Below are 18,628 nucleotides of genomic sequence, written 5' to 3' on the forward strand. Positions count from 1 at the left end.
TGCTATCGCAGGCAAGCCAGCTCCCACATTTGACCTGCAGTGTTGTTTGGATCGGGTTTCTAGCGCTGTTTCATCCGGTCGATGATCACCGCCAGCAACAGGATCGAACCGCGAATCACGTACTGATAAAACGTGTCGATGTTCTTCAGGTTCATCGCGTTCTCGATGATCGCCAGAATCAGCACCCCGGCAATCACATGCCGAATCATGCCAATGCCGCCACTCAACGACACCCCGCCCAACACGCAAGCGGAAATCACCGTCAGCTCAAACCCCTGCCCGATCATCGGCTGGCCCGAGGTCATGCGCGAGGCGAGGATCACCCCGGCCAGCGCACCGATCAGACCGTGCACAGCAAAGATGATGATCTTGGTGCGATCGACGTTCACCCCGGCCAGCAACGCCGCCTCCTGGTTGCCGCCGATGGCCATGGTGTTGCGCCCGTAGGTGGTGTAATTGAGCAGCCAGCCGAAGAACACAAAGCACAGCACGGTGATGATGATTGGCACCGGCACGCCCATCAGTTGGCCGTTGCCGAACACGAAGAAGCGTTCATCCATCACCCCGACCGCCTTGCCGTTGGAGAAGATATAGGCCAGCCCGCGCACAATCTGCATGGTCGCCAGCGTCGCAATCAACGCATTGATGCGCAGCTTGGCAATCACGATGCCGTTAATCAGCCCCACCACCAGGCCCATGGCCAACGCCGCCGACACGCCGAGCAGCATGCTGTCGGTATCGCGGATCACAATCCCCGCCACCACCCCGGCGCAAGCGATGACCGAGCCCACCGACAAGTCGAAATGCCCCGACGCCAGGCAGAACAGCATGGTGCACGCAGCAATGCCGACGGTGGAAATCGCCAGGCCCAGGCCACGCATGTTCAGCGGCGAGAGGAAGTTGTCGATGAACAGCGCGCTGAGCACAAAAATGGTCAACGCGGCGAGCAGCATCACCCAGTCATCGAGGAACTTGCGCTGGTTGAACGCCGGCCAGAAGCCCTTTGCAGTTTTTACCTGTGACATACCCATACCCTCGAATTCTTCAAGCCCGCGAACGCGGGAGAGCCAGTTGCAACAGCCGTGCTTCATCCGCCTGGTCGCGGTTCAATTCGCCGGTCAGGGCGCCTTCGCTCATCACCAGAATGCGGTCGGAAATGCCCATCACTTCCATCAGGTCGCTGGACACCACAATCACCGCGATGCCACTCGCCGCCAGGTTGTGGATGATCTGGTAGATCTCCGACTTGGCGCCGATATCGATGCCGCGGGTCGGTTCATCCAGCAGCAAAACCTTCATCGGCATCGACAGCCAGCGGCCCAGAATTGCCTTCTGCTGATTACCGCCGGAGAGGTACATGATTTTCTGTTCAGCGTTCGGCGTTTTGACCTTCATCGCCTTGATCTGCTGGTCGGCGTTGCCCTTCTCCCAGCCGTCACGCAACAGCCAGCCAAACGTGGAATGGGCGCCGCGTGCACTGATGTTGATGTTTTCGGCGACGCTGGACAGGGGAATGATGCCTTCCTTTTTGCGATCCTCAGGGCATAGCAGCACACCGGCGGCGATGGCATCACGTGGCGAACGCAGTGGCAGAGTTTCGCCGCAGAGTTCCAGGTGCCCGGCGGTGGAACGCTCCAAGCCGCTGAGCAAGCGGAACAGCTCGGTACGCCCTGCCCCGACCAAGCCAAACAACCCGAGAATTTCGCCCTTGCGCACCTGAAAGCTCACCGGCTCACGCAAGCCCGGGCCGAGCAGGCCGTCGACTTTGAGCGCGACTTCAGCATGCTCGCGCGGGCGATAGTCGTAGATGTCCTGAATGTCGCGGCCGACCATGCACGTCACCAACTGGTCGTGGGTCAACGCGGCCATGTCGTCAAACGTACGCACAAAGCGGCCGTCCTTGAACACCGTGACCGCATTGCAGATGCGGAACACTTCTTCCATGCGGTGCGACACGTAGAGCACCACTTTGCCCTCATCGCGCAGGCGCGTGATGATCGCCATCAGCCGGTCGATTTCCCGTGCCGACAGGCTGCTGGTAGGCTCATCAAAAGCAATCACATGCGCGCCACGCGACAGCGCCTTGGCGATTTCCACCAGTTGGCGCTGGCCCAGGGACAAGCGCCCAAGCTTTTCCTCAGGGTCGATTTCGTCGGCCAGGCCTTTGAGGCACGCCAACGCCTGCTCGCGCAGCCGGCTGCGATTGACCACGCCGAAGCGCGACGGCAAATGCCCCAGGAACAGGTTCTCGGCCACGGTCATTTCCGGCACCAGATGCAGCTCCTGGTGGATCACCGCCACGCCGCTGGCAATGCTGTCGGCGGCGTTTTTGAAGTCCATGGTCTGTTCGCCGATCTGCAGTGAACCGCTGCTCGGGATGTAGGCGCCGCCGAGGATTTTCAGCAGCGTCGACTTGCCCGCGCCGTTCTCGCCCATCAGCGCGTGAACCTCGTGCGGCCGCGCTTCAAAGCTGATCTGCGCCAGGGCTTTCACACCGGGAAATTCCTTGCCGATGCCGTTGAAACGCAGGGCCGCGCCAGTCATTTCCACAGACCGATTTTGCTCAACTCTTCCTTGAAGTTGGCGCGGGTGATCAGGGTCACGTTGTCCAGCGCGGTGAACTTGGCAGGCTCGGTGCCTTTGGTCACCCACTCAAACATCGCGGTGGCGGTTTTGTAGCCGGAAGCATCCGGGCTCAGCAGCATCGAGCCGTAGAAGCCGGTGTCGGATTTTTTCAGTTCTTCAATCGCATCGGTGCCGTTGATGCCGACGCCGATCACATTGGCCGCTTTGAAGCCGGCGCTTTCGGTGGCGCGTACGCCGCCGAGCACGGTGCTGTCATTCATGCCGCCAATGATCAGGTTTTTCGCGGTGCCTGGCAGTTTCACCAGCGCCGAGTTGGTCGAATCCATGCTGCCCGGTACGTCGAGGGTTTTCTGCGCGCTGAACAGAATGTGGTCAGCCGGCAGGCCGGCGGCCTTGAGGCCTTCTACCGAACCGTCGGTGCGTTTCTTGCCGGTTTCCAGCTCGTCAAAGGTGTTGATGACGGCGTAGGTTTCCTTCCAGTCCCACTTGCGATTTTTCGCCTCGGTGGCCATGGCTTCGCCTTGTTTCTGGCCGATCTTGTAAGCGTCCAGGCCGACGTAAGGCACGTCTTCCATGGGTTTGCCCTTGGCGTCGACGAAACGGTCGTCCACCGCCAATACCTTCAAACCGTTCAGCTTGGCCTTGGCCATGATTGCCGGGCCGAGGGACACGTCCGGCGGGCAAATCACAAAGCCTTTGGCGCCGTTGGCGGCGAGGGTGTCGATGGCCGAGAGGGTTTTCTCGCCGTCAGGCACGGCGATCTTGATCACGGTGAAGCCCTGGTCCTTGCCGGCTTTTTCGGCGAAGGCCCATTCGGTCTGGAACCAGGGTTCTTCGGCCTGTTTGACCAGAAAGCCGATCTTCACTTCTTCGGCAGATGCAAAACCGCTGAAGGCAACAGCCAGTGCCACAGCGCCTAGAGTCTTTTTGAACATGAACCACCTCTGTTGTTGGATTAGTCGTGGTACATCACGGAACGCCCGCCATCGATCATCAGGCAGGTTGCATTGATAAAGGGAGCTTCGTCGGTCGCCAGAAACAACGCAGTCATCGCCACTTCAACCGGCTGGCCGATGCGCTTGGGCGGGTGCAGGTTGAACGCGCGCTGGCGCTCGGCGTGGGGGTCGGGGAAACCGTTCCAGTAATCGACGTTGAGCTGGGTTTCGATATAGCCCGGGGCGATGGCATTCACGCGGATGCCCTTGGGCGCGTACTCGATGCCCAGCGCGCGGGTCAGCCCGAGCAAGCCATGCTTGGCGACGGGATAGGGAAAGCAGCCGGGAATGATGTGGCTGGAATGGGTGGAGGCGATGTTGATGATGTTGCCGATACCCTGCTCGATCATGTGCGGCAACACCGTGCGGCAGCCGAACCAGGCACCGTCGAGGTCAATGGCAAAGCAGCGGCGCCAGTCTTCGTCGGTCATTTCCAGCGGGTCGCGGAATACGTTAACCCCGGCGCAGTTGATCAACACGTCTACGCGGCCAAAGCGTTCGATGGCCACATTGACCAGCGCCTGCCATTGCTCTTTGGAGGTGATATCGACAGGTTGGGCGTAGATCTCGGCGCCACGTTCGCGCCAGTGGGCCGCGACTTTTTCGACTTTGTCGCCCTGGATATCGGCGATGACCAGCCGCGCCTGCTGGGCCTGGAAGCAGGCGACGATCGCCTCGCCAATGCCTTGGGCGGCGCCGGTGATGATCACCACTTTGTTTTTCAGCCGCTCGCCGTAAGTCGGCTCGGGCACGGCGGGTAGTGACAACGGTTGGGGCTGCATCGCTTCACCTGTTTTATTTTTGGTAGTGAGTGCTGATGCTGCCGACTATAAACCCAACGTTTGAAATATCTCAATATATAAATTTGCATCCCATATAGTGAACATTTCACAAAAAAATGTGGGAACCGATCTGTGTGGGAGCTGGCTTGCCTGCGATAGCATCACCTCGGTATTCCAGTTGAACCGAGGTGATGCTATCGCAGGCAAGCCAGCTCCCACACAAGCCTGTTCCCACAGTGGGTATTCAGTGTTTTCAGCCCTGGGCAAAATCGCGCAGCGCATTGCCTTCCATACGATAGCGCACCCACTCTTCCTGCGGCTGCGCGCCGATGGATTTGTAGAAGGCAATCGCCGGTTCGTTCCAGTCCAGCACGCTCCACTCGAAACGCCCGCAACCGTTGTCGCAGGCGATCTTGGCCAGGTGGCGCAGCAGCTTCTTGCCCGCCCCGCCGCCGCGTTGTTCGGGGTTGATGTAGAGGTCTTCGAGGTACAGGCAGTTACTGCCAAGCCAGGTCGAATAGCTGAAGAAGAACACCGCAAAGCCGATCGGCAAACCGTCCCGTGAGCAGATCAGGCCATGGGCGGTGGCGCCTTCGCTGAACAGGCTGCGCTCGATATCCACCACGCTGGCGATCACTTCATGCCGGGCCTTTTCGTACTCGGCAAGCTCGGTGATGAAGGTCAGGATCTGCGCAGCATCGCTGGGCACGGCGGGGCGAATCTCGATGGTCATGGGCGAGCCTTGGGCAAATTCAAAGCACACATACTAAGGGGCTTTCATGACCGATTGCAGCGCAATTTATGCGCGCAGTGCCAAGGCGCCGACCCGCCCCGCCGGCAAGCCCATCTCAACGGTACGACAGCCGCGCGCCACGCGCGGTGACCATTCGCCCAGCGCCTGCCCCACACACTTGAGCCGCGCCTCGCGCTCACACCACGCGCGAGTGAACAGCCGGGCACGCTGCGCCTGGGTCGCGGTGCACAAGCGCGCCAGCACCCTTGGGCCCAAGTAGTCGCTGGCCACACCGCGCCAGTCAGGCGTGTCTTGCACGGCCATCACGTCGATGCCGACCGGGCCGTACAAATGCACGGCGGCCACCGAAAAATCGCCGTCGTGGCTGATCGAAAGCCCCGCGTCCGCATGCCCCGGCAGGCGGATCTGCGGCGCCTGGCCGGGCACGGAGTGAATGCCAATGCGCGTCGGCGGCACGTCGAGCATCTGCTGCAAGGCCTGGCTCAGTGCCTGCCGCACTTGCGCGCGGGCCATGTCTCGAGTACTGCCTGGGGCGTGCTGAACACCAATCAGCAATACGCCGTCCTGCAAACGCGGGCGCGCCTGGGGCCACATCAATACGTGCATGGCTGTCAGCCTCGCGCCGGTGCCGCCGGGCAGCCAACCCAACTGCTCGACGCGGGAATGCACTCGCCCTTCATCACCAGGGTCAGCGGGCCGAGCCGCGCGCCATTGCCGACTTCGGCGCTGTACAGCACCGAACTGCGCGGGCCCATGTAGACATGGTCGCCGATCAGCACCTGGTCGATTTTCATCACGCGGTCTTCGAACAGGTGGGTCTGCGGGCAAGCACCGGCGTTCAATTCGCTGTGGTCACCGATGCTCACGCAGTCAAATTCAGTGATGTCGGTGGTGTCCATGTAGACCCCGCGCCCGATCTTGCAGCCCAGTCCGCGAAAGGCCAGGGGCAGCCACGGTGTGCCGCGCAGGTAACTCATGAAGTTGGGCGCCGCCATGCCTTCGTAGAGGCTGGTGATGCCTTCCGACAACCACACAAACGGCGTCCACATGGCTTCGGAGCGTTTGCGATAACGGCCCATCACCAGCCACTTCAAGGCCGCGACGAACAGGTAGTTGCCCAGGCTGTAGGCCAGGCCGATCAGCGCCAGGTACCCCAGCACCGCGCCCCAACGCTCTTCTTCGGCCACCGGCATCAAATCCATCATCACCGTGTAGCCCACGGCGATCACGGTGGCGTGGGGCAATACGATGCGCAGGCCTTCGATTGAGCCACGGGCCAGGCGGCGCCACAGCGAAGGGCGGAAGGTCAGGTGGTCGGGGTACCCGCTGACCTGCTCGCGTGCCGGCAAGTTGATCGGTGGCGAGCCCAGCCAAGTGTCGCCGCTGGCAATCTCAGCATTTGCCGGTGCACGGGAATGCACGCCGATCAACACGTTCTCGGGCAAGGTAGTGCCGTCGGGGATGTAGCTGCCATTGCCGACAAAACTGCGGTGCGACACCACGGTCGGCTGAATGCGCATCCAGCCGCCATCCACCTGCTCATCGCCGAGCATGACGGCGTCGGCGATAAAGGTTTCATCGCCCAGCGTGAGCATGTCGGGAATCACGCCCTGGGCTGTGGAGATTTCCGCATCACGGCCCACCCGTGCGCCCAGCAGGCGATACCAGAGCGGCGCGTACACCGTGGCATACAGGCCCGAGAGCACATTGAGGCTGGCTTCCTGAATATGGCTGACCAGCCATTTGCTGCAATACACCCGGCTGTGCACCGGGTAGTTGCCCGGTTTCAGACGTGGCAGCACCGCCCAGCGCAGGCCGGCAGACACCAGCAGCATCATCACGATCAGCACCGCCGCCGCCGGCAATGCCAGGGCAAAGTAACGCAGCAGTTGCAGGCTCACGTGCTGCTCCTGCAACCACGGCAGGACGTGCTGCGCGTCGAACCAGTCGATCAGGAAAAACGTTGGAAACACCGGCATGAAAAACAGCGTGGCGATCAGCAGAATACCGCCCACATAAAACGCATTTTCCAGCGCGAGTTGCCCGCGCCCCACCACCGGCCGAGGCGGCAAGCTGGCGGGGGCAAACGCGCCGATATCCACCGCCGGCGAGCCGCTCCAGATGCGCTCCGCCGGCACGCTGCGTCCGTCCGCCAGCGCCGATTGCCCTTGCAGGTGACCGCTGCGGCCGACGGAGGTATTACCTTCCAGAATCGTGTAGGAACCCAGGCAGGCATTGTTATCAATCGTGACCCGGCCCAGGTGCAACTGGCCGCGCTCGACCCGGGCATTTTCCAGGCTCACGCCGTTGCCGATGCTGACTTCATCGCCGATGTGCAGCAGGTCCGGCACGCGCACGCCCAGTGAGCCGATAGTCACTTCGCGCCCGACCCTGGCACCCAGTGCACGCAGCCACAGGCCGTACAACGACGAACCGCTCAACAGGTAGACCGGCGCCGACTCAACCATGCGCGAAGCGGCCCACCAGCGAAAATACGTGAAGCCCCACAACGGATAGACGCCCGCTTTCAAGCGCCCGGCAATCAGCCATTTGCCGGCGATCGCCAATCCAAACTGCAACAGCGTCGCCAACAGGAACACGCCAATCGACGCCACGGTTGCCGTCAGCACCGAATCACCGGGGCCGCCGGTGAGGTAGTGATAGGTGAAAAACGGTGCCAGCCACTGGCTCATGCGCAGGCACACCATGGCCGGCATCACCGCCGCCTGAGCCAGCCCGCAACGCCAGCGCGCCAGGGCTGACGGCGCAGTCCAGGCGGCTTCCTGCACAGCGGGTTGCGGCGCGGCCTCTAGCACCTCGGCGATGGCGCCGACGCGGCGCTGCTGATAAATATCGCGCACGGTGATGTGGGCATAACGTTCATCCGCACGCAGGGCCGAAGCCAGGCGCGCGGCGAAGAAGGAATGGCCGCCGAGGTCGCAGAAAAAATCTGCGTCACGTCGAATCGGCTGGCCGGGGAAGAGTTTTTCCAGGGCGCCGAACAGCGCGATTTCAGACGGGTTTTCCGGCGCGTCCGACTCCAGGTTTGCGCCGCTGGTGTCTGCGCCCAAAGGCCGCGCCTTGAGGGCCTTGCGGTCGATTTTGCCGGAGGTCAGGCGCGGCATACTGTCGAGCAGTTCAAAGCGGCCAGGGACCATGTAGGCGGGTAACCGCGCCTGCAAGGCCTTGCGCAACAGTGCGGGCAACCCTTCAATCGGCTGGCCGCCGTCTGGCACCAGATACGCGATCAGTTGATCCATGCCGCCGTCATTGCGCAGCAGCACCGCCACGGTGCCGACACCCGGCTGCTGGGCGAGCAAGGCTTCGATTTCGCCCAGCTCCACCCGAAAACCGCGAATCTTTACTTGGTCATCCGCACGTCCCAGGCACACCACTTGGCCCTCGGCATCGATGCGCGCAAGGTCGCCAGTGCGGTACAGACGCTCGTCGTAGTAGCCGGTGGACCACGGGTTTTCGATGAATTTTTCGCGGGTCAGATCAGGTCGCCCCAAATACCCTTCGGCCAGGCCAGGGCCGATGATGCACAGCTCGCCGGTCTGCCCACGCGCCAGCAAGGTCGGCGAGGCGCCTGGGGCCAGGTCGGCCTCGATCACCAGCAAGCCGTAGTTGGGCAGCGGCGTGCCGATGGTTACCGACGCGCCCGGCGTGAGGCGTGCAAGGCTGGCTGAAACCGTGGCTTCGGTGGGGCCGTAGGTGTTGAATATCTGCCGGCCGGGGCGGCTCCAGCGCTCGACCAGCGACTCGGGGCACATCTCGCCGCCGAGGTTGATCAGCCGCAGGCCTGGCACATCTTCGCTGAACAGCGCCAGCAGCGTAGGCACCGCATGCAACACGCTGATGCGCTGTTGCGTGAGCATGCGCGGCAGCGCTTCGGGGTCGCCGGTGATGTCTTTGGGGCCGATCCACAGCGTGGCGCCGACCAGGTAGGCGATCCAGATTTCTTCGAACGACATGTCGAAGGCCACCGAGAACCCTTGATACACCCGGTCGCTGGCCTGGATGCCCAGTACCGCATTTTCACTGCGCAGGAAGTGGCAGATGCTGCCCTGGGAAATCAGGATGCCCTTGGGTTTGCCAGTCGAACCGGAGGTGTAGATGACGTACGCCGGGTCTTCGGGGTTGGCAGTGGCGCGGCGTTGCAACGGGCCATCCAGCGCAGCGAGCAGTTCGCTTGCGCACCACGCAATGAGCCCTGCTTCACGCAGCGCCATGGCAGTGTCGTCGCCACACACAACGCCGACTGCACCTGCGTCCTCCATGCAAATCTGCAGGCGCTCAAGCGGCGTGTCCTGATCCAGCGGCAGCCACGCCGCGCCGGTCTTGGCGATGCCCGCCTGGGCGATCAACAGCTCGAGGCCGCGCGGCATCCACAGGCCGACAATCTGCCCGGGGCGCACGCCCGCCTCGATCAACCGTGAGGCGACACAGTTGGCTTGCCGGTCCAGCTCGCCATAGGTGAGCTGGCGTTCACCGTCGATCAGCGCGACCTGTTGCGGCGTACGCCGCACCGTGGCTTCGAGCAGATCGGCGAGCACTTCGTTACGCAACAATTCGGGCTGGAGGGGGCCGTATAACACCTCGGTGGGGCGAGTGATGACGGGGGCTTTCAGCAAGGTCACAGTAGTCATGGCGGCAGTGTTCGCTGTGTGGAGTCGTCCGGCTAAGGCGCCGTTTGTAAAGCCGCGTGTCCACTTCGTATCGCCATCGATACATTTATAGGCGTACGAGGCCCTTCAGCTCTGACTTGAAAGCGACAGATACCGCATGACCCGGACAACGCATCAGGACTATCGCAAACGTCAGCTGTACGGCGGTTGAACGAACGCGCTCGGCTTGACCGCTCGTCTGGAGGCCAAACACAGCGGGGCTTTACTCCGCCGTGGGCTAACGCTGAGGCAGGTAACCGGGCAACAAACCTCAGGCTCAAGCGTGTTAAATATTGACGCCATAAATCCAATTACAGCCAGGTCCACACCATGCCCACCGCGTCGAGGTTTTCCAGAAAGCTGTTTGTGCTGTTTTGTCTGGCCAGCTTTCTGCTGTCCTTGTCCTACGGCTCGACGTTTTTGTTGTCACTGCTGATACACGCGCGCGGCGGCAATGAACACGACGCCGGCAGCGTGATTTCCATGGCCATGCTGAGCACCTTTGTGGCGGTGCTGGTGTCTGGGCATTTGGCAGATTGGTTGGGCGCTGCGCGTTCGATTGCCTTGCTCGGGCTCATGCTGGCGGTGGCCTGTTCGGGTTTTGCGCTGACGCCGGGGTTTGGCGAAGGCTTGATGCTGTTCGGCTTGGCACTCGGGCTCGGCTGGGGGGTGTTTTACACGCTGGGGCCGATCATCGTGGCCGCGTTGGTCGAACCCCGGCACCGGGCCCGACACTTCGCGCTGCTGTCGGGCAGCATGTTGAGCGGCATCGGTTCGGGTCCTCTGCTGGGGCGGGCGTCGAGTGCGCTGGGGTTACCGCTGATCACGGCCTTCTACATCGCCGCAGTCGCCAGCCTGGTCGGTGTGCTGATGTTCTGGCGCCTGGGCGCGCACCTCAAGGCACAGGCCAATGCACCGATGGCAAAAATTTCCTGGGCGGCGACCCGTCAGGTGCTGTCCTCCAAAGCGGCGTTCGCGATCTTGATGGTCGGCTTGGGCGGTTGCGTATTCGGTGGATTGTCATCGTTCCAGACCAGCTATGCGACGGCGCATTCGCTGGATTATTCGTTGTTCTTTCTGGGCTTTCTGAGTGCGGCGATCACCAGCCGCCTGTTGATCGCGGGCTTTGTCGTCAGGCGTGATGCGTATGGCGCGGCGTGTGTGTTGTCGGGGTTGATGCTGATATCGGTGGGGCTGTTTGCCTTTGGGGTGTCGGGAGGCTTCAGTTATGTGTTGGCGGCGGTGACGCTTGGGGTGGGTTATGGCCTGACGTATTCGGTGATCAACGGGCTGGTCGCCAATGAAGCCCCCGCGGGCACCACGTCTCAAGCCTTGCTCCTGTTCAGCCTGGCGTACTTTGTGGGTGTGTTCGGCTTTCCCCTGCTGGCGGGCAAGCTCATCGTTGACCACGGCCTGCCAACGCTGTTGGCGGTAGTGCTGGGGGTAGCGCTCTTCAATTGGCTGATCACGGTGATGCGGCTAATCCATCGCCGAAACAGGGCACACAAAATCTTACAGGTGGGCTGATACCGTTCGTCGCCATCAAGGCACGAACGGCGAATGGGCGCGGACCAATAAAGGGTAAGGACATTAATCATATGGAGACACCCCCATGAAGAATTCCAAGTTTGCTGCCCTCGCCCTCACCGGCCTGCTGTCTGCCACCTCACTCGGCGCTTTTGCCGCGACTTCGTCGACCGGCAAGACCGACCCCGTCGGCAGCCCGCCAAGCCCTGCCACCCAGGAATCCCAGGATTCGATGGGCACCGGCCTTGACACCAACGGTGGCGCAGTCATCGACAACAACGCCGGCGCCGACCCACGCACCCAGGGCAACGACACCCAACGCCAGGCGCCTGCCGCTGTCGGTAACGGGAAAATGGGTCCGAAAATCAACAAAGGCGATGACAACAACATTCCCGGCGCGCCAAAACAGCCTGCGCCTTGATTCATCGCTTGCACGAATTACACCCGATCATTCCCCAGTGAAGAGGTATGCATGAACGTCGATCGAAACCTTGAAAAAGAAGTCCTCACCCGCCTGCTGCACGCCCACCCGACAGGGCTGGGCAAGGAGGTGCTGGATAACTACCGTGGCGAAAAAGAGGTGGCCAGTGTCTTGGCGTTTCTTCAGGACCGCGGGCTTATCAAGGATGGGCATGTGACCACCGACGCTGCCGGTGAGTACTCGCTGAATTTGCCGATCAAGCTGACCGCGTCCGGGGTGGATGAGGCGCGCAAGTTGGAAGGTGAGGCGAGCTAAAAACCTCGCATACACTGCAAAACCCTGTGGGAGCCGGGCTTGCCCGCGATGGCGGTGGATCAGTCTATATTTTTGGGTGACTGATACACCGCTATCGCGGGCAAGCCCGCTCCCACATTTTTTGATCTGTTTTGGATCAGTAATCAGCGATGAGCTGACACTAGAAGCATCATTGGCCGCTCCAACTCTTCTGCCAGCGCCGGCCGGGCAAGCAGGTCTGCCTCACTCGGCCCCCACTCCTCCACGTGACTCAACGTGAACCCCGACTGAATCAACAGATTAAGCAACGTACCCAAGGTGCGATGCTGCTTGATCACGCCGTCCGCCAGCCAATTGGTCACCCGTGGCCCTTCCAGTTGATAGCCATCCACCGGCCAGCTTTTGCGTCCTTGTTCGTCTATCAACCAGCCCGGATTACGTGGCGCCATGAAGATCGGGTGTTCGATGGAAAACACCAGGCGACCGCCGGGCATGAGCGCCTGATGGATGCGCGCAAACAGCCCCTTGAGGTCAACGATGTAATGAAAGGCCAGCGAGCTGTAGGCCAGATCGTATCCGGCGGCAGGCAAGTCGAGGTGTTCCAGGTCTGCAATCGCGTAGTGGATGCCGGGTGCAGAGGTCATCTCGGCGGCGCGCGCCAGCATCTTTTGTGACACATCCAGCCCCAGCACCTGGGCAGCGCCTTGTTCCTGCGCCCAACGGCTGAACCAGCCATAACCACAGCCCAGATCCACCACGTTCAAACCACGCATCGATGGCAGCAACGCCTGCAAGGCGGGCCACTCCGGCGCGCCGGCGAGGCCTTCGACCGAGCGGCCCATTTTGCTGTAGCCCTCGAAGAAGGCCGGCGTGTCGTAGATGTTCTGAGTCATGGGGCTGCTCCGTGCTGAGTAGCCGCCTATTCTGCCAACAATGCGTCCACTTCGGCAGTGCCTGGTGACGTCGCCGGGCCCCAGCGCGTGACGGCCAACGCTGCGGCTGCATTCGCCCGCCGAGCGGCGTGCGCCGGTTTCAAGCCCTCAGCCAACCCGGCAAGAAACACACCGGCATGGGCATCGCCCGCGCCGTTGCTGTCCACTGCCTCAACCTTGAAGCCCGGCACATGTTCGGCCTGCCCCTGACGACTGACCCAACAGCCATTCGGGCCATCGCGCACGACCAGCAGGGTCTCGGCAGGCAGATGGCGATTGAGCTCGAGCAGCGCCTCGGCGAGCGTACTGGCGCCGGTAAACGCCAGGGCTTCGGGGCCATTGCTGGTCCAGATATCGATGCGTGGCAGCAACGCGACCATCAATGCCGAGTCCGGCGCTTTAACCAGCGGGCCCGGGTCGAACACCACGCTGATCTCACGTGGCAACGCCAGCAGCCAGTCGAGCAAGGCTTGCGCTTTGCCTTCCAGCAACAGGCTGTAACCGCTGACGTAGACGTAGTCGTCGGCACGCGGCACCACAGCCGCCAAGTCATCGGCGCTCAAGTCCCCTTCAGCGCCGATATGGGAAATGAACGTACGCTCGGTGGTCGCCTCGGTCAGGGACACACACAAACCGGTGTCCTTGTCCGCACTGGCGGCCTGGGCCATTTCCACGCCCTCGGCCAGCATCGCCGCGCGGGCCAAGTCGCCGAAACGCCCGTTGCCGTGACGACCGAGGTACACGACCGGCAGGCCATTACGCCGTGCGGCGGCCATTACGTTAAAGCCACCGCCGGCTTCAAAGCTGGCGGATTTCGCCAGCACGTCGCCGCCGGTTGCAGGCAGGGTATCGAGGGCCATGACCAGGTCGACGATGACCTGGCCGGTGTGCAGCAATCTAGACATTGTGTTGCTCTACCAAAGCCGGGCGACGGTCAGCTGCGCCGCCCAGAACTGCATAAATCCCGCCGGCCACCAGGAAGGTGACGATCCAGCCCAGGCCGTTGTGGCCCAGCCAGGAGTCGGACAAAGGTCCGGCGAACCAGATGTTTTGCGCGGTGGTGCCAATGGTGGTGAAGCTGAAACCCAGCACAATCGCCACGGCCCAGGCGCCGAACGCACGCCATTCGACGCCGCCGCGGTACCAGTAGGCGCTGCTTGGGGTGACGTCCAGCAGGTCTTTGGGGCTGTAGTAATGACGGTGAATCAGGTCGACCACGAAGATCCCGACCCACGCGGTGATCGGCACCGCGAGCAGCGAGATGAAGGTGATGAAGGGGCCGTAGAAACTGTCGGCGATCAGCATGAAGTAAATCGAACCGGCAAAGATCGCCACGATATCGACGATCACCGCGTGCACGCGTTTGACCTTGAGGCCCAGGGTCAAGGTGGTGAGGCCCGCCGAGTACACCGAGAGGTTGTTCGACAGCAGCAGCCCGCCAAACGCGGTGATCAGGTAAGGTACCGCCATCCAGGTGGGCAGCATGTCGCGGATTGCGATGATCGGGTCAGTCGCCGAAGCGAGGTCGTTGTTGCCCACCGACAGCAAGCCGCCGAGGGTGATCAGCAGCACCAGTGGAATCCCCGCACCGAAGGCGGCGGAGGCCACCAGGCGCACGGCCTTGACGCTGCGGTGCTGGTAGCGCGACATGTCGGCACCGGCGTTGGCCCAACCGATGCCGGTGCCGGCGGCCATGGTGCCGACGCCGATGATCATCGCGCTCAGCGGTGCCGGGGTGGCATTGAACACGGCGCTCCAGTCGATGGTGGCACAGAGAAAGCCGCCGACCAGAATGTTCAAGGCGCCGAACACGTAGGTGGCCCATTTCTGAATCACCAGCAATGTGGCGTGGCCGAGGCCGGAAACCGACAGCGTCAGCAGCACGAAGATGGCGATGAAAATCAGCGTCAGCACCGGTGCGCTTTTCGCCTCGACCGGAGAGTGAAACAGGATCGAACACAGCGACAGCAGCACGAACGCGGCGGTGGTGGTGTTGACGGTTTCCCAGCCCAGGCGTGACATCAGCGAGACGATGGTCGGGCCGATATTGCCGCGCACGCCAAAGATGGCGCGGGACAGCGTCAGGCTCGGCGCACGGCCACGACGACCGGCGATGGAGATGATGCCCACCACGGCGAAAGAGCCCGCGGCGCCGAGGATGGCGACGATGATCGCCTGCCAGATGGCCAGGCCGCGAAACGCCACCAGGGTGGCGCCAAGGGGTAAGCCGAGGATGCTGATGTTGGCCGCGAACCACACCCAGAACAGTTGCAGCGGGTGGCCATTGCACTCGCTTTCAGGAACCGGTTCGATGCCGCGTGTTTCCAGTTGCCCGGCGCTTTGGCCGGAAGAAGGGGTACTCATGGGGGGTGCTCCTGATGCCTGTATTGTTGTGGTTGTGGCAGAGAATCAAAGCGTTAACCGGTCGTCCTGACTCAAACACGAATTAATGTGGGAGCTGGCTTGCCTGCGATAGCGGTCGGCCAGTTAGCAAATCAGTGACTGGAAAGCCGCTATCGCAGGCAAGCCAGCTCCCACATTTTTGATCGATTGTGCTTAGCGAATTTCGAGCAACCCCAGCACCAACGGCTGCAAGTCCAAACCATTGACCTGCTTGACCTGTTCAACCATCGCCTCTGGCCAGCACTGCATTCCCAGGCAAGCACCCAACATGGCGCCGAGGATCGCGGCGATGGTGTCGGTGTCACCGCCCAGGCTGGCAGCCAGGCACAGGGCCTCGAAGGCATTCATCGCACCCACCGCCACTTGTTGCGCGAGGGCAAACGACACCACCACCGACTCCTGGGAAGCGACGGAGGTGCCGATCAATTCGTAGAGCAGGTCGGCAAACAGGGCTTTGTCGCCGCTGCCGACGCTCAGGGTGCGCGCCCAGCTGATACGCGTGGAAATGCGCCCGCCCGCGATCCAGTGGCCATGGCCTTCGGCCTGCTGGGCGATCTGAGTACCGATGTTCAACGCTTCACCCAGGTCCACGCCATTGATGCCCGCCGACACCACCGCAGCAACAGCGGCTGCACTGGAAATACCAAGGCTGGTGTTATGGGTGACCTGGCACGCCTGAATCACCGCCTGGATAAACTGCGCCGGGTCGCTGACGTCGGCCGAAATACCCACCGGCGTAATACGCATCGCTGCGCCATTGGTGGTGCCATAACGCCCGGATTCTTCCGGGGTGTGGCCGGCCAGGATCATGTCGATCGCGCGTTTGGTCGATGGGCCGAGCAAGTCCTGCGAGCCCTTGGCGCGCATAGCCGCTTCCCAGTCGATCAGGCGCTGGGCGAGCACCGTGGGTTCGATTTTGCCCTGCCCTTCCACCAGCAACTCACCGACCAGAATCGCCTGTTCAGTGTCATCGGTAATCGAACCGGCGGGCATGTTCGGTGCGATGGGTTGGTCAGCATCGGCATCTTCCAGCCCGGTGATGGCACCGAAACGCGCGCGCACCTGTTCACGGCTCAACGATTGGGTAGGCATGCCCAGGGCATCGCCCAACGCCAGGCCGTAGAACGCGCCGAGTGCGCGGGACATCGGGGTCATTTCGAAGCTCCAAACTGCAGGTGCAGGCGAAAGTGCAAAGGGTCGAGCAAGCTTTCGACGTGCTCCATGAAGCGCTCGCGGCGGTCGTAGGTGGTGCGCGAGGCTTTGAGAAATACCGTACCGGCCGGGCGGCCCAGCAGCTCGGCGTCTTCATCGCTGAGGGGCTCGGCGCCGATCCATTGGTCACCTTCGGCGCCGACATAGCCGTAAGCCGCCAAGGTGATGGTCAGGGAGTTGTCGATAAGGCCTACGTCCGGCAGGCTTTCCAGGCCGCCGGAGGCTGGCATCAGTGAGCGTTCCAGGGACACGAAGACGCCATCCGGTGCGCAGCGGCGGCGGTCGAGGGCGATGAATTTGTCGCTGCCAAAACGGCTGAACAGGTCCGGGCGCGTTACCGCTTCGAGGCGCAGAATATCGGTGGTGACCTGCGCACCGGTGTCGGCCAGGGCCTGGGCCCAGCCGCTGCGTTGGTCGAGCACCATGCCGTCAAAGGTGACGATGGAGCCGACGCCGCTTTGGGTGGCGATATAGTTACGGCGCTTAAGCTCGGCCAACGCCTCACGCAAGGTGCCGCGGCTGACCGCGAACTCTTCGGCCAGTTGATGCTCGCCCGGCAACAGGTAACCGTCGGCCATCACTCCAGCCTCGATACGGCGGATGAGCTCGTCGACGACGCGTTTTTTCTTATCAAATCGGACATGTCTAATCATGTACAAATTGATAACCGATAGCGGCCATTTGCAGCAAGCGAATTATTTCAGAGAGATGAAAAAACCGGCCTCAGGGCTCCAGGCCAATGCGGAAAAACTCCCCGCTGCTCCAGACGCCCAGCCAGTTCTGACCGTTGATCGGACGGCTCACCGCCAGCTCGACCAATTGGTAGAACGCGTTGCGATGCACGAGGGCTTCGAGGTTGGTGCGAACTCGCAGATAGGGCGCGGGCTCTTGAGTGATGGGATCGATCACCACCCGCAGCGGGTGTTCGAGGCCAGCCTGGATTTGATCGTCAACATTGGTGGTAAAGCGCAAAACCTGGCTTTCGCCCTGCCCTTCGACTTCCAGGGTAACGGCGACAAACGGCGCGTCATCGACGGTGATGCCGACTTTTTCCACGGGCGTTATCAGAAAATAGTCATCGCCATCGCGGCGGATGATGTTGGAGAACAGCTTGACCATCGGCTTACGCCCGATCGGCGTGCCCTGGTAGAACCAGGTGCCGTCGCGGGCGATGCGCATGTCGATATTGCCGCAGAAATCCGGGTTCCACAGGTGCACCGGCGCCGGTCCCTTGCCCTTGGGCAGTTGAGCCAACAGGTCATTGGCCTTGGCGGAATCGGTCATCGGGTAGTCCTCTGGCTTACTGATCACTCATCCCCAGCAGGCCGCGAGCGTACTGTGCCAGGGGGCGGGCGATCAGGTCTTCTGGCTTGTTATCGTGGAACGTCAGTAAACCGCCACGACTGCGAATGCGTGCAGTATCAATCAAATACTGGGTGCTGGTCTCGATCAACATGATCTGGATCACGCCGCTGTCCAGGCCCACGCGGTCGAGGGCTTGCTGGTCGGTCCACTCATCAGCGTTACCGATGCGGTCATCGGCTGCCGCAAAGCGGCAATACAGCAGGTAGTGAGCGCCGGCCGCGCGGGCTTCGGACATGGCTTGTTCGAGGCCTTCAGGCTTGCGCGCGCGGCGCACCATCGGGAAGTATTCGACGAAACCGTTGAAGGCCTCTTCAGCCACCACGTTAGGTCGCGGGTAGGCGCTGCCCGGCGGCACGAAGGCGCCTTGGGCGATGAAAACAAAGGAGTCCGGCTGTATGCGGATCGACGCGGTGCGACGGGTATCGCTGTGGTCAAGCAGCCCGGCGTCGCTCATCTGATAGCGGGTGCCTTCGGCCATATCGCTGACGGTCATGCAACCACTCAGCGTCAATGACGCCAGCAACAAAACCAGACTACGCATCCTAATCCTCCAGAAGCCGGTGACGGAAAACCGGCGAATGGGCGTGAGATGCAGGTTCTGCGCCACTTAACGGCAACACAAATCAAATGTGGGAACCGGGCTTGTGTGGGAGCTGGCTTGCCTGCGATGCAAGCACCTCGGTCTATCAG

The 18,628-nt window shown here is 61.9% G+C and carries 17 protein-coding genes; 3 read left to right on the top strand and 14 right to left on the bottom strand.

All coding sequences use genetic code 11. The features are described 5' to 3' along the window. Positions 1–59 precede the first annotated feature (59 nt). From araH to BFW87_RS03785, 7 genes are all read right to left on the bottom strand, one after another. Entirely contained in the window at positions 60–1,025 is a 966-nt protein-coding gene (gene araH / locus BFW87_RS03755) for an L-arabinose ABC transporter permease AraH (RefSeq protein ID WP_078738717.1), read from the bottom strand. A gap of 19 nt (positions 1,026–1,044) precedes the next feature. Continuing rightward, positions 1,045–2,544, bottom strand: coding sequence for an L-arabinose ABC transporter ATP-binding protein AraG (gene araG / locus BFW87_RS03760; RefSeq protein WP_078738638.1), 1,500 nt, complete (start codon positions 2,542–2,544; stop codon positions 1,045–1,047). Continuing rightward, complete coding sequence (locus BFW87_RS03765; RefSeq protein ID WP_078738639.1) at positions 2,541–3,521, bottom strand: substrate-binding domain-containing protein; 981 nt, start codon at positions 3,519–3,521, stop codon at positions 2,541–2,543. Before BFW87_RS03765 ends, araG begins: the two co-directional genes overlap by 4 nt. Before the next feature lie 20 nt (positions 3,522–3,541). Continuing rightward, entirely contained in the window at positions 3,542–4,363 is an 822-nt protein-coding gene (locus tag BFW87_RS03770; RefSeq protein ID WP_078738640.1) for an SDR family oxidoreductase, read from the bottom strand. Between the two features lie 253 nt (positions 4,364–4,616). Next, positions 4,617–5,096 (bottom strand): GNAT family N-acetyltransferase, encoded by a 480-nt coding sequence (locus BFW87_RS03775; RefSeq protein ID WP_026013792.1) that lies wholly within the window; start codon positions 5,094–5,096, stop codon positions 4,617–4,619. 66 nt (positions 5,097–5,162) lie between these two features. Further along, entirely contained in the window at positions 5,163–5,786 is a 624-nt protein-coding gene (locus BFW87_RS03780) for a 4'-phosphopantetheinyl transferase family protein (RefSeq protein ID WP_078738641.1), read from the bottom strand. After that, positions 5,729–9,766, bottom strand: a complete 4,038-nt coding sequence (locus tag BFW87_RS03785) for a Pls/PosA family non-ribosomal peptide synthetase (RefSeq protein WP_078738642.1) — start codon at positions 9,764–9,766, stop codon at positions 5,729–5,731. Before BFW87_RS03785 ends, BFW87_RS03780 begins: the two co-directional genes overlap by 58 nt. A 348-nt stretch (positions 9,767–10,114) precedes the next feature. On the opposite strand from BFW87_RS03785, the gene BFW87_RS03790 reads away from it, so the two are divergent. The 3 genes from BFW87_RS03790 to BFW87_RS03800 all read left to right on the top strand — a co-directional run bounded on the left by BFW87_RS03790 (position 10,115) and on the right by BFW87_RS03800 (position 12,047). Further along, positions 10,115–11,311: an MFS transporter gene (locus BFW87_RS03790; RefSeq protein WP_078738643.1), complete on the top strand. Its 1,197-nt coding sequence runs from the start codon at positions 10,115–10,117 to the stop codon at positions 11,309–11,311. An 85-nt stretch (positions 11,312–11,396) separates the two neighbouring features. Next, a complete protein-coding gene (locus BFW87_RS03795) occupies positions 11,397–11,732 on the top strand; it encodes a hypothetical protein (RefSeq protein WP_078738644.1) in 336 nt (111 codons plus the stop codon). 51 nt (positions 11,733–11,783) lie between these two features. Continuing rightward, positions 11,784–12,047: a hypothetical protein gene (locus BFW87_RS03800; RefSeq protein WP_078738645.1), complete on the top strand. Its 264-nt coding sequence runs from the start codon at positions 11,784–11,786 to the stop codon at positions 12,045–12,047. A gap of 143 nt (positions 12,048–12,190) precedes the next feature. On the opposite strand, the gene BFW87_RS03805 is transcribed toward BFW87_RS03800, so the two are convergent. From BFW87_RS03805 to BFW87_RS03835, 7 genes are all read right to left on the bottom strand, one after another. Beyond that, positions 12,191–12,919, bottom strand: a complete 729-nt coding sequence (locus tag BFW87_RS03805) for a class I SAM-dependent methyltransferase (protein WP_078738646.1) — start codon at positions 12,917–12,919, stop codon at positions 12,191–12,193. A gap of 26 nt (positions 12,920–12,945) precedes the next feature. Beyond that, positions 12,946–13,863, bottom strand: a complete 918-nt coding sequence (locus tag BFW87_RS03810) for a PfkB family carbohydrate kinase (protein ID WP_078738647.1) — start codon at positions 13,861–13,863, stop codon at positions 12,946–12,948. Beyond that, on the bottom strand, positions 13,856–15,322 hold the full coding sequence (locus BFW87_RS03815; RefSeq protein ID WP_078738648.1) for a purine-cytosine permease family protein: 1,467 nt from the start codon (positions 15,320–15,322) through the stop codon (positions 13,856–13,858). Before BFW87_RS03815 ends, BFW87_RS03810 begins: the two co-directional genes overlap by 8 nt. 192 nt (positions 15,323–15,514) lie before the next feature. Next, complete coding sequence (locus BFW87_RS03820; protein ID WP_078738649.1) at positions 15,515–16,516, bottom strand: ADP-ribosylglycohydrolase family protein; 1,002 nt, start codon at positions 16,514–16,516, stop codon at positions 15,515–15,517. Next, complete coding sequence (locus BFW87_RS03825) at positions 16,513–17,226, bottom strand: GntR family transcriptional regulator (RefSeq protein ID WP_078738650.1); 714 nt, start codon at positions 17,224–17,226, stop codon at positions 16,513–16,515. The genes BFW87_RS03820 and BFW87_RS03825 overlap by 4 nt, the downstream gene beginning before the upstream one ends. Before the next feature lie 70 nt (positions 17,227–17,296). Then, positions 17,297–17,857 (bottom strand): DUF1285 domain-containing protein, encoded by a 561-nt coding sequence (locus BFW87_RS03830; protein WP_078738651.1) that lies wholly within the window; start codon positions 17,855–17,857, stop codon positions 17,297–17,299. A gap of 16 nt (positions 17,858–17,873) precedes the next feature. After that, positions 17,874–18,479, bottom strand: coding sequence for a DUF4823 domain-containing protein (locus BFW87_RS03835; protein WP_078738652.1), 606 nt, complete (start codon positions 18,477–18,479; stop codon positions 17,874–17,876). Positions 18,480–18,628: the final 149 nt, after the last annotated feature.

It is taken from the genome of Pseudomonas fluorescens (assembly GCF_002022275.1).
In the GTDB taxonomy this organism is placed as follows: domain Bacteria; phylum Pseudomonadota; class Gammaproteobacteria; order Pseudomonadales; family Pseudomonadaceae; genus Aquipseudomonas; species Aquipseudomonas fluorescens_AJ.

Bases quoted from the DNA above. Each gene is read 5' to 3' on its own strand.
- BFW87_RS03790 (WP_078738643.1), top strand. From the start codon at position 10,115: ATGCCCACCGCGTCGAGGTTTTCCAGAAAGCTGTTTGTGCTGTTTTGT.
- BFW87_RS03810 (WP_078738647.1), bottom strand. From the start codon at position 13,863: ATGTCTAGATTGCTGCACACCGGCCAGGTCATCGTCGACCTGGTCATG.
- BFW87_RS03765 (WP_078738639.1), bottom strand. From the start codon at position 3,521: ATGTTCAAAAAGACTCTAGGCGCTGTGGCACTGGCTGTTGCCTTCAGC.
- BFW87_RS03835 (WP_078738652.1), bottom strand. From the start codon at position 18,479: ATGCGTAGTCTGGTTTTGTTGCTGGCGTCATTGACGCTGAGTGGTTGC.
- araG (WP_078738638.1), bottom strand. From the start codon at position 2,544: ATGACTGGCGCGGCCCTGCGTTTCAACGGCATCGGCAAGGAATTTCCC.
- BFW87_RS03825 (WP_078738650.1), bottom strand. From the start codon at position 17,226: ATGATTAGACATGTCCGATTTGATAAGAAAAAACGCGTCGTCGACGAG.
- BFW87_RS03815 (WP_078738648.1), bottom strand. From the start codon at position 15,322: ATGAGTACCCCTTCTTCCGGCCAAAGCGCCGGGCAACTGGAAACACGC.
- BFW87_RS03775 (WP_026013792.1), bottom strand. From the start codon at position 5,096: ATGACCATCGAGATTCGCCCCGCCGTGCCCAGCGATGCTGCGCAGATC.
- BFW87_RS03820 (WP_078738649.1), bottom strand. From the start codon at position 16,516: ATGACCCCGATGTCCCGCGCACTCGGCGCGTTCTACGGCCTGGCGTTG.
- araH (WP_078738717.1), bottom strand. From the start codon at position 1,025: ATGTCACAGGTAAAAACTGCAAAGGGCTTCTGGCCGGCGTTCAACCAG.
- BFW87_RS03770 (WP_078738640.1), bottom strand. From the start codon at position 4,363: ATGCAGCCCCAACCGTTGTCACTACCCGCCGTGCCCGAGCCGACTTAC.
- BFW87_RS03795 (WP_078738644.1), top strand. From the start codon at position 11,397: ATGAAGAATTCCAAGTTTGCTGCCCTCGCCCTCACCGGCCTGCTGTCT.
- BFW87_RS03805 (WP_078738646.1), bottom strand. From the start codon at position 12,919: ATGACTCAGAACATCTACGACACGCCGGCCTTCTTCGAGGGCTACAGC.
- BFW87_RS03830 (WP_078738651.1), bottom strand. From the start codon at position 17,857: ATGACCGATTCCGCCAAGGCCAATGACCTGTTGGCTCAACTGCCCAAG.
- BFW87_RS03800 (WP_078738645.1), top strand. From the start codon at position 11,784: ATGAACGTCGATCGAAACCTTGAAAAAGAAGTCCTCACCCGCCTGCTG.
- BFW87_RS03785 (WP_078738642.1), bottom strand. From the start codon at position 9,766: ATGACTACTGTGACCTTGCTGAAAGCCCCCGTCATCACTCGCCCCACC.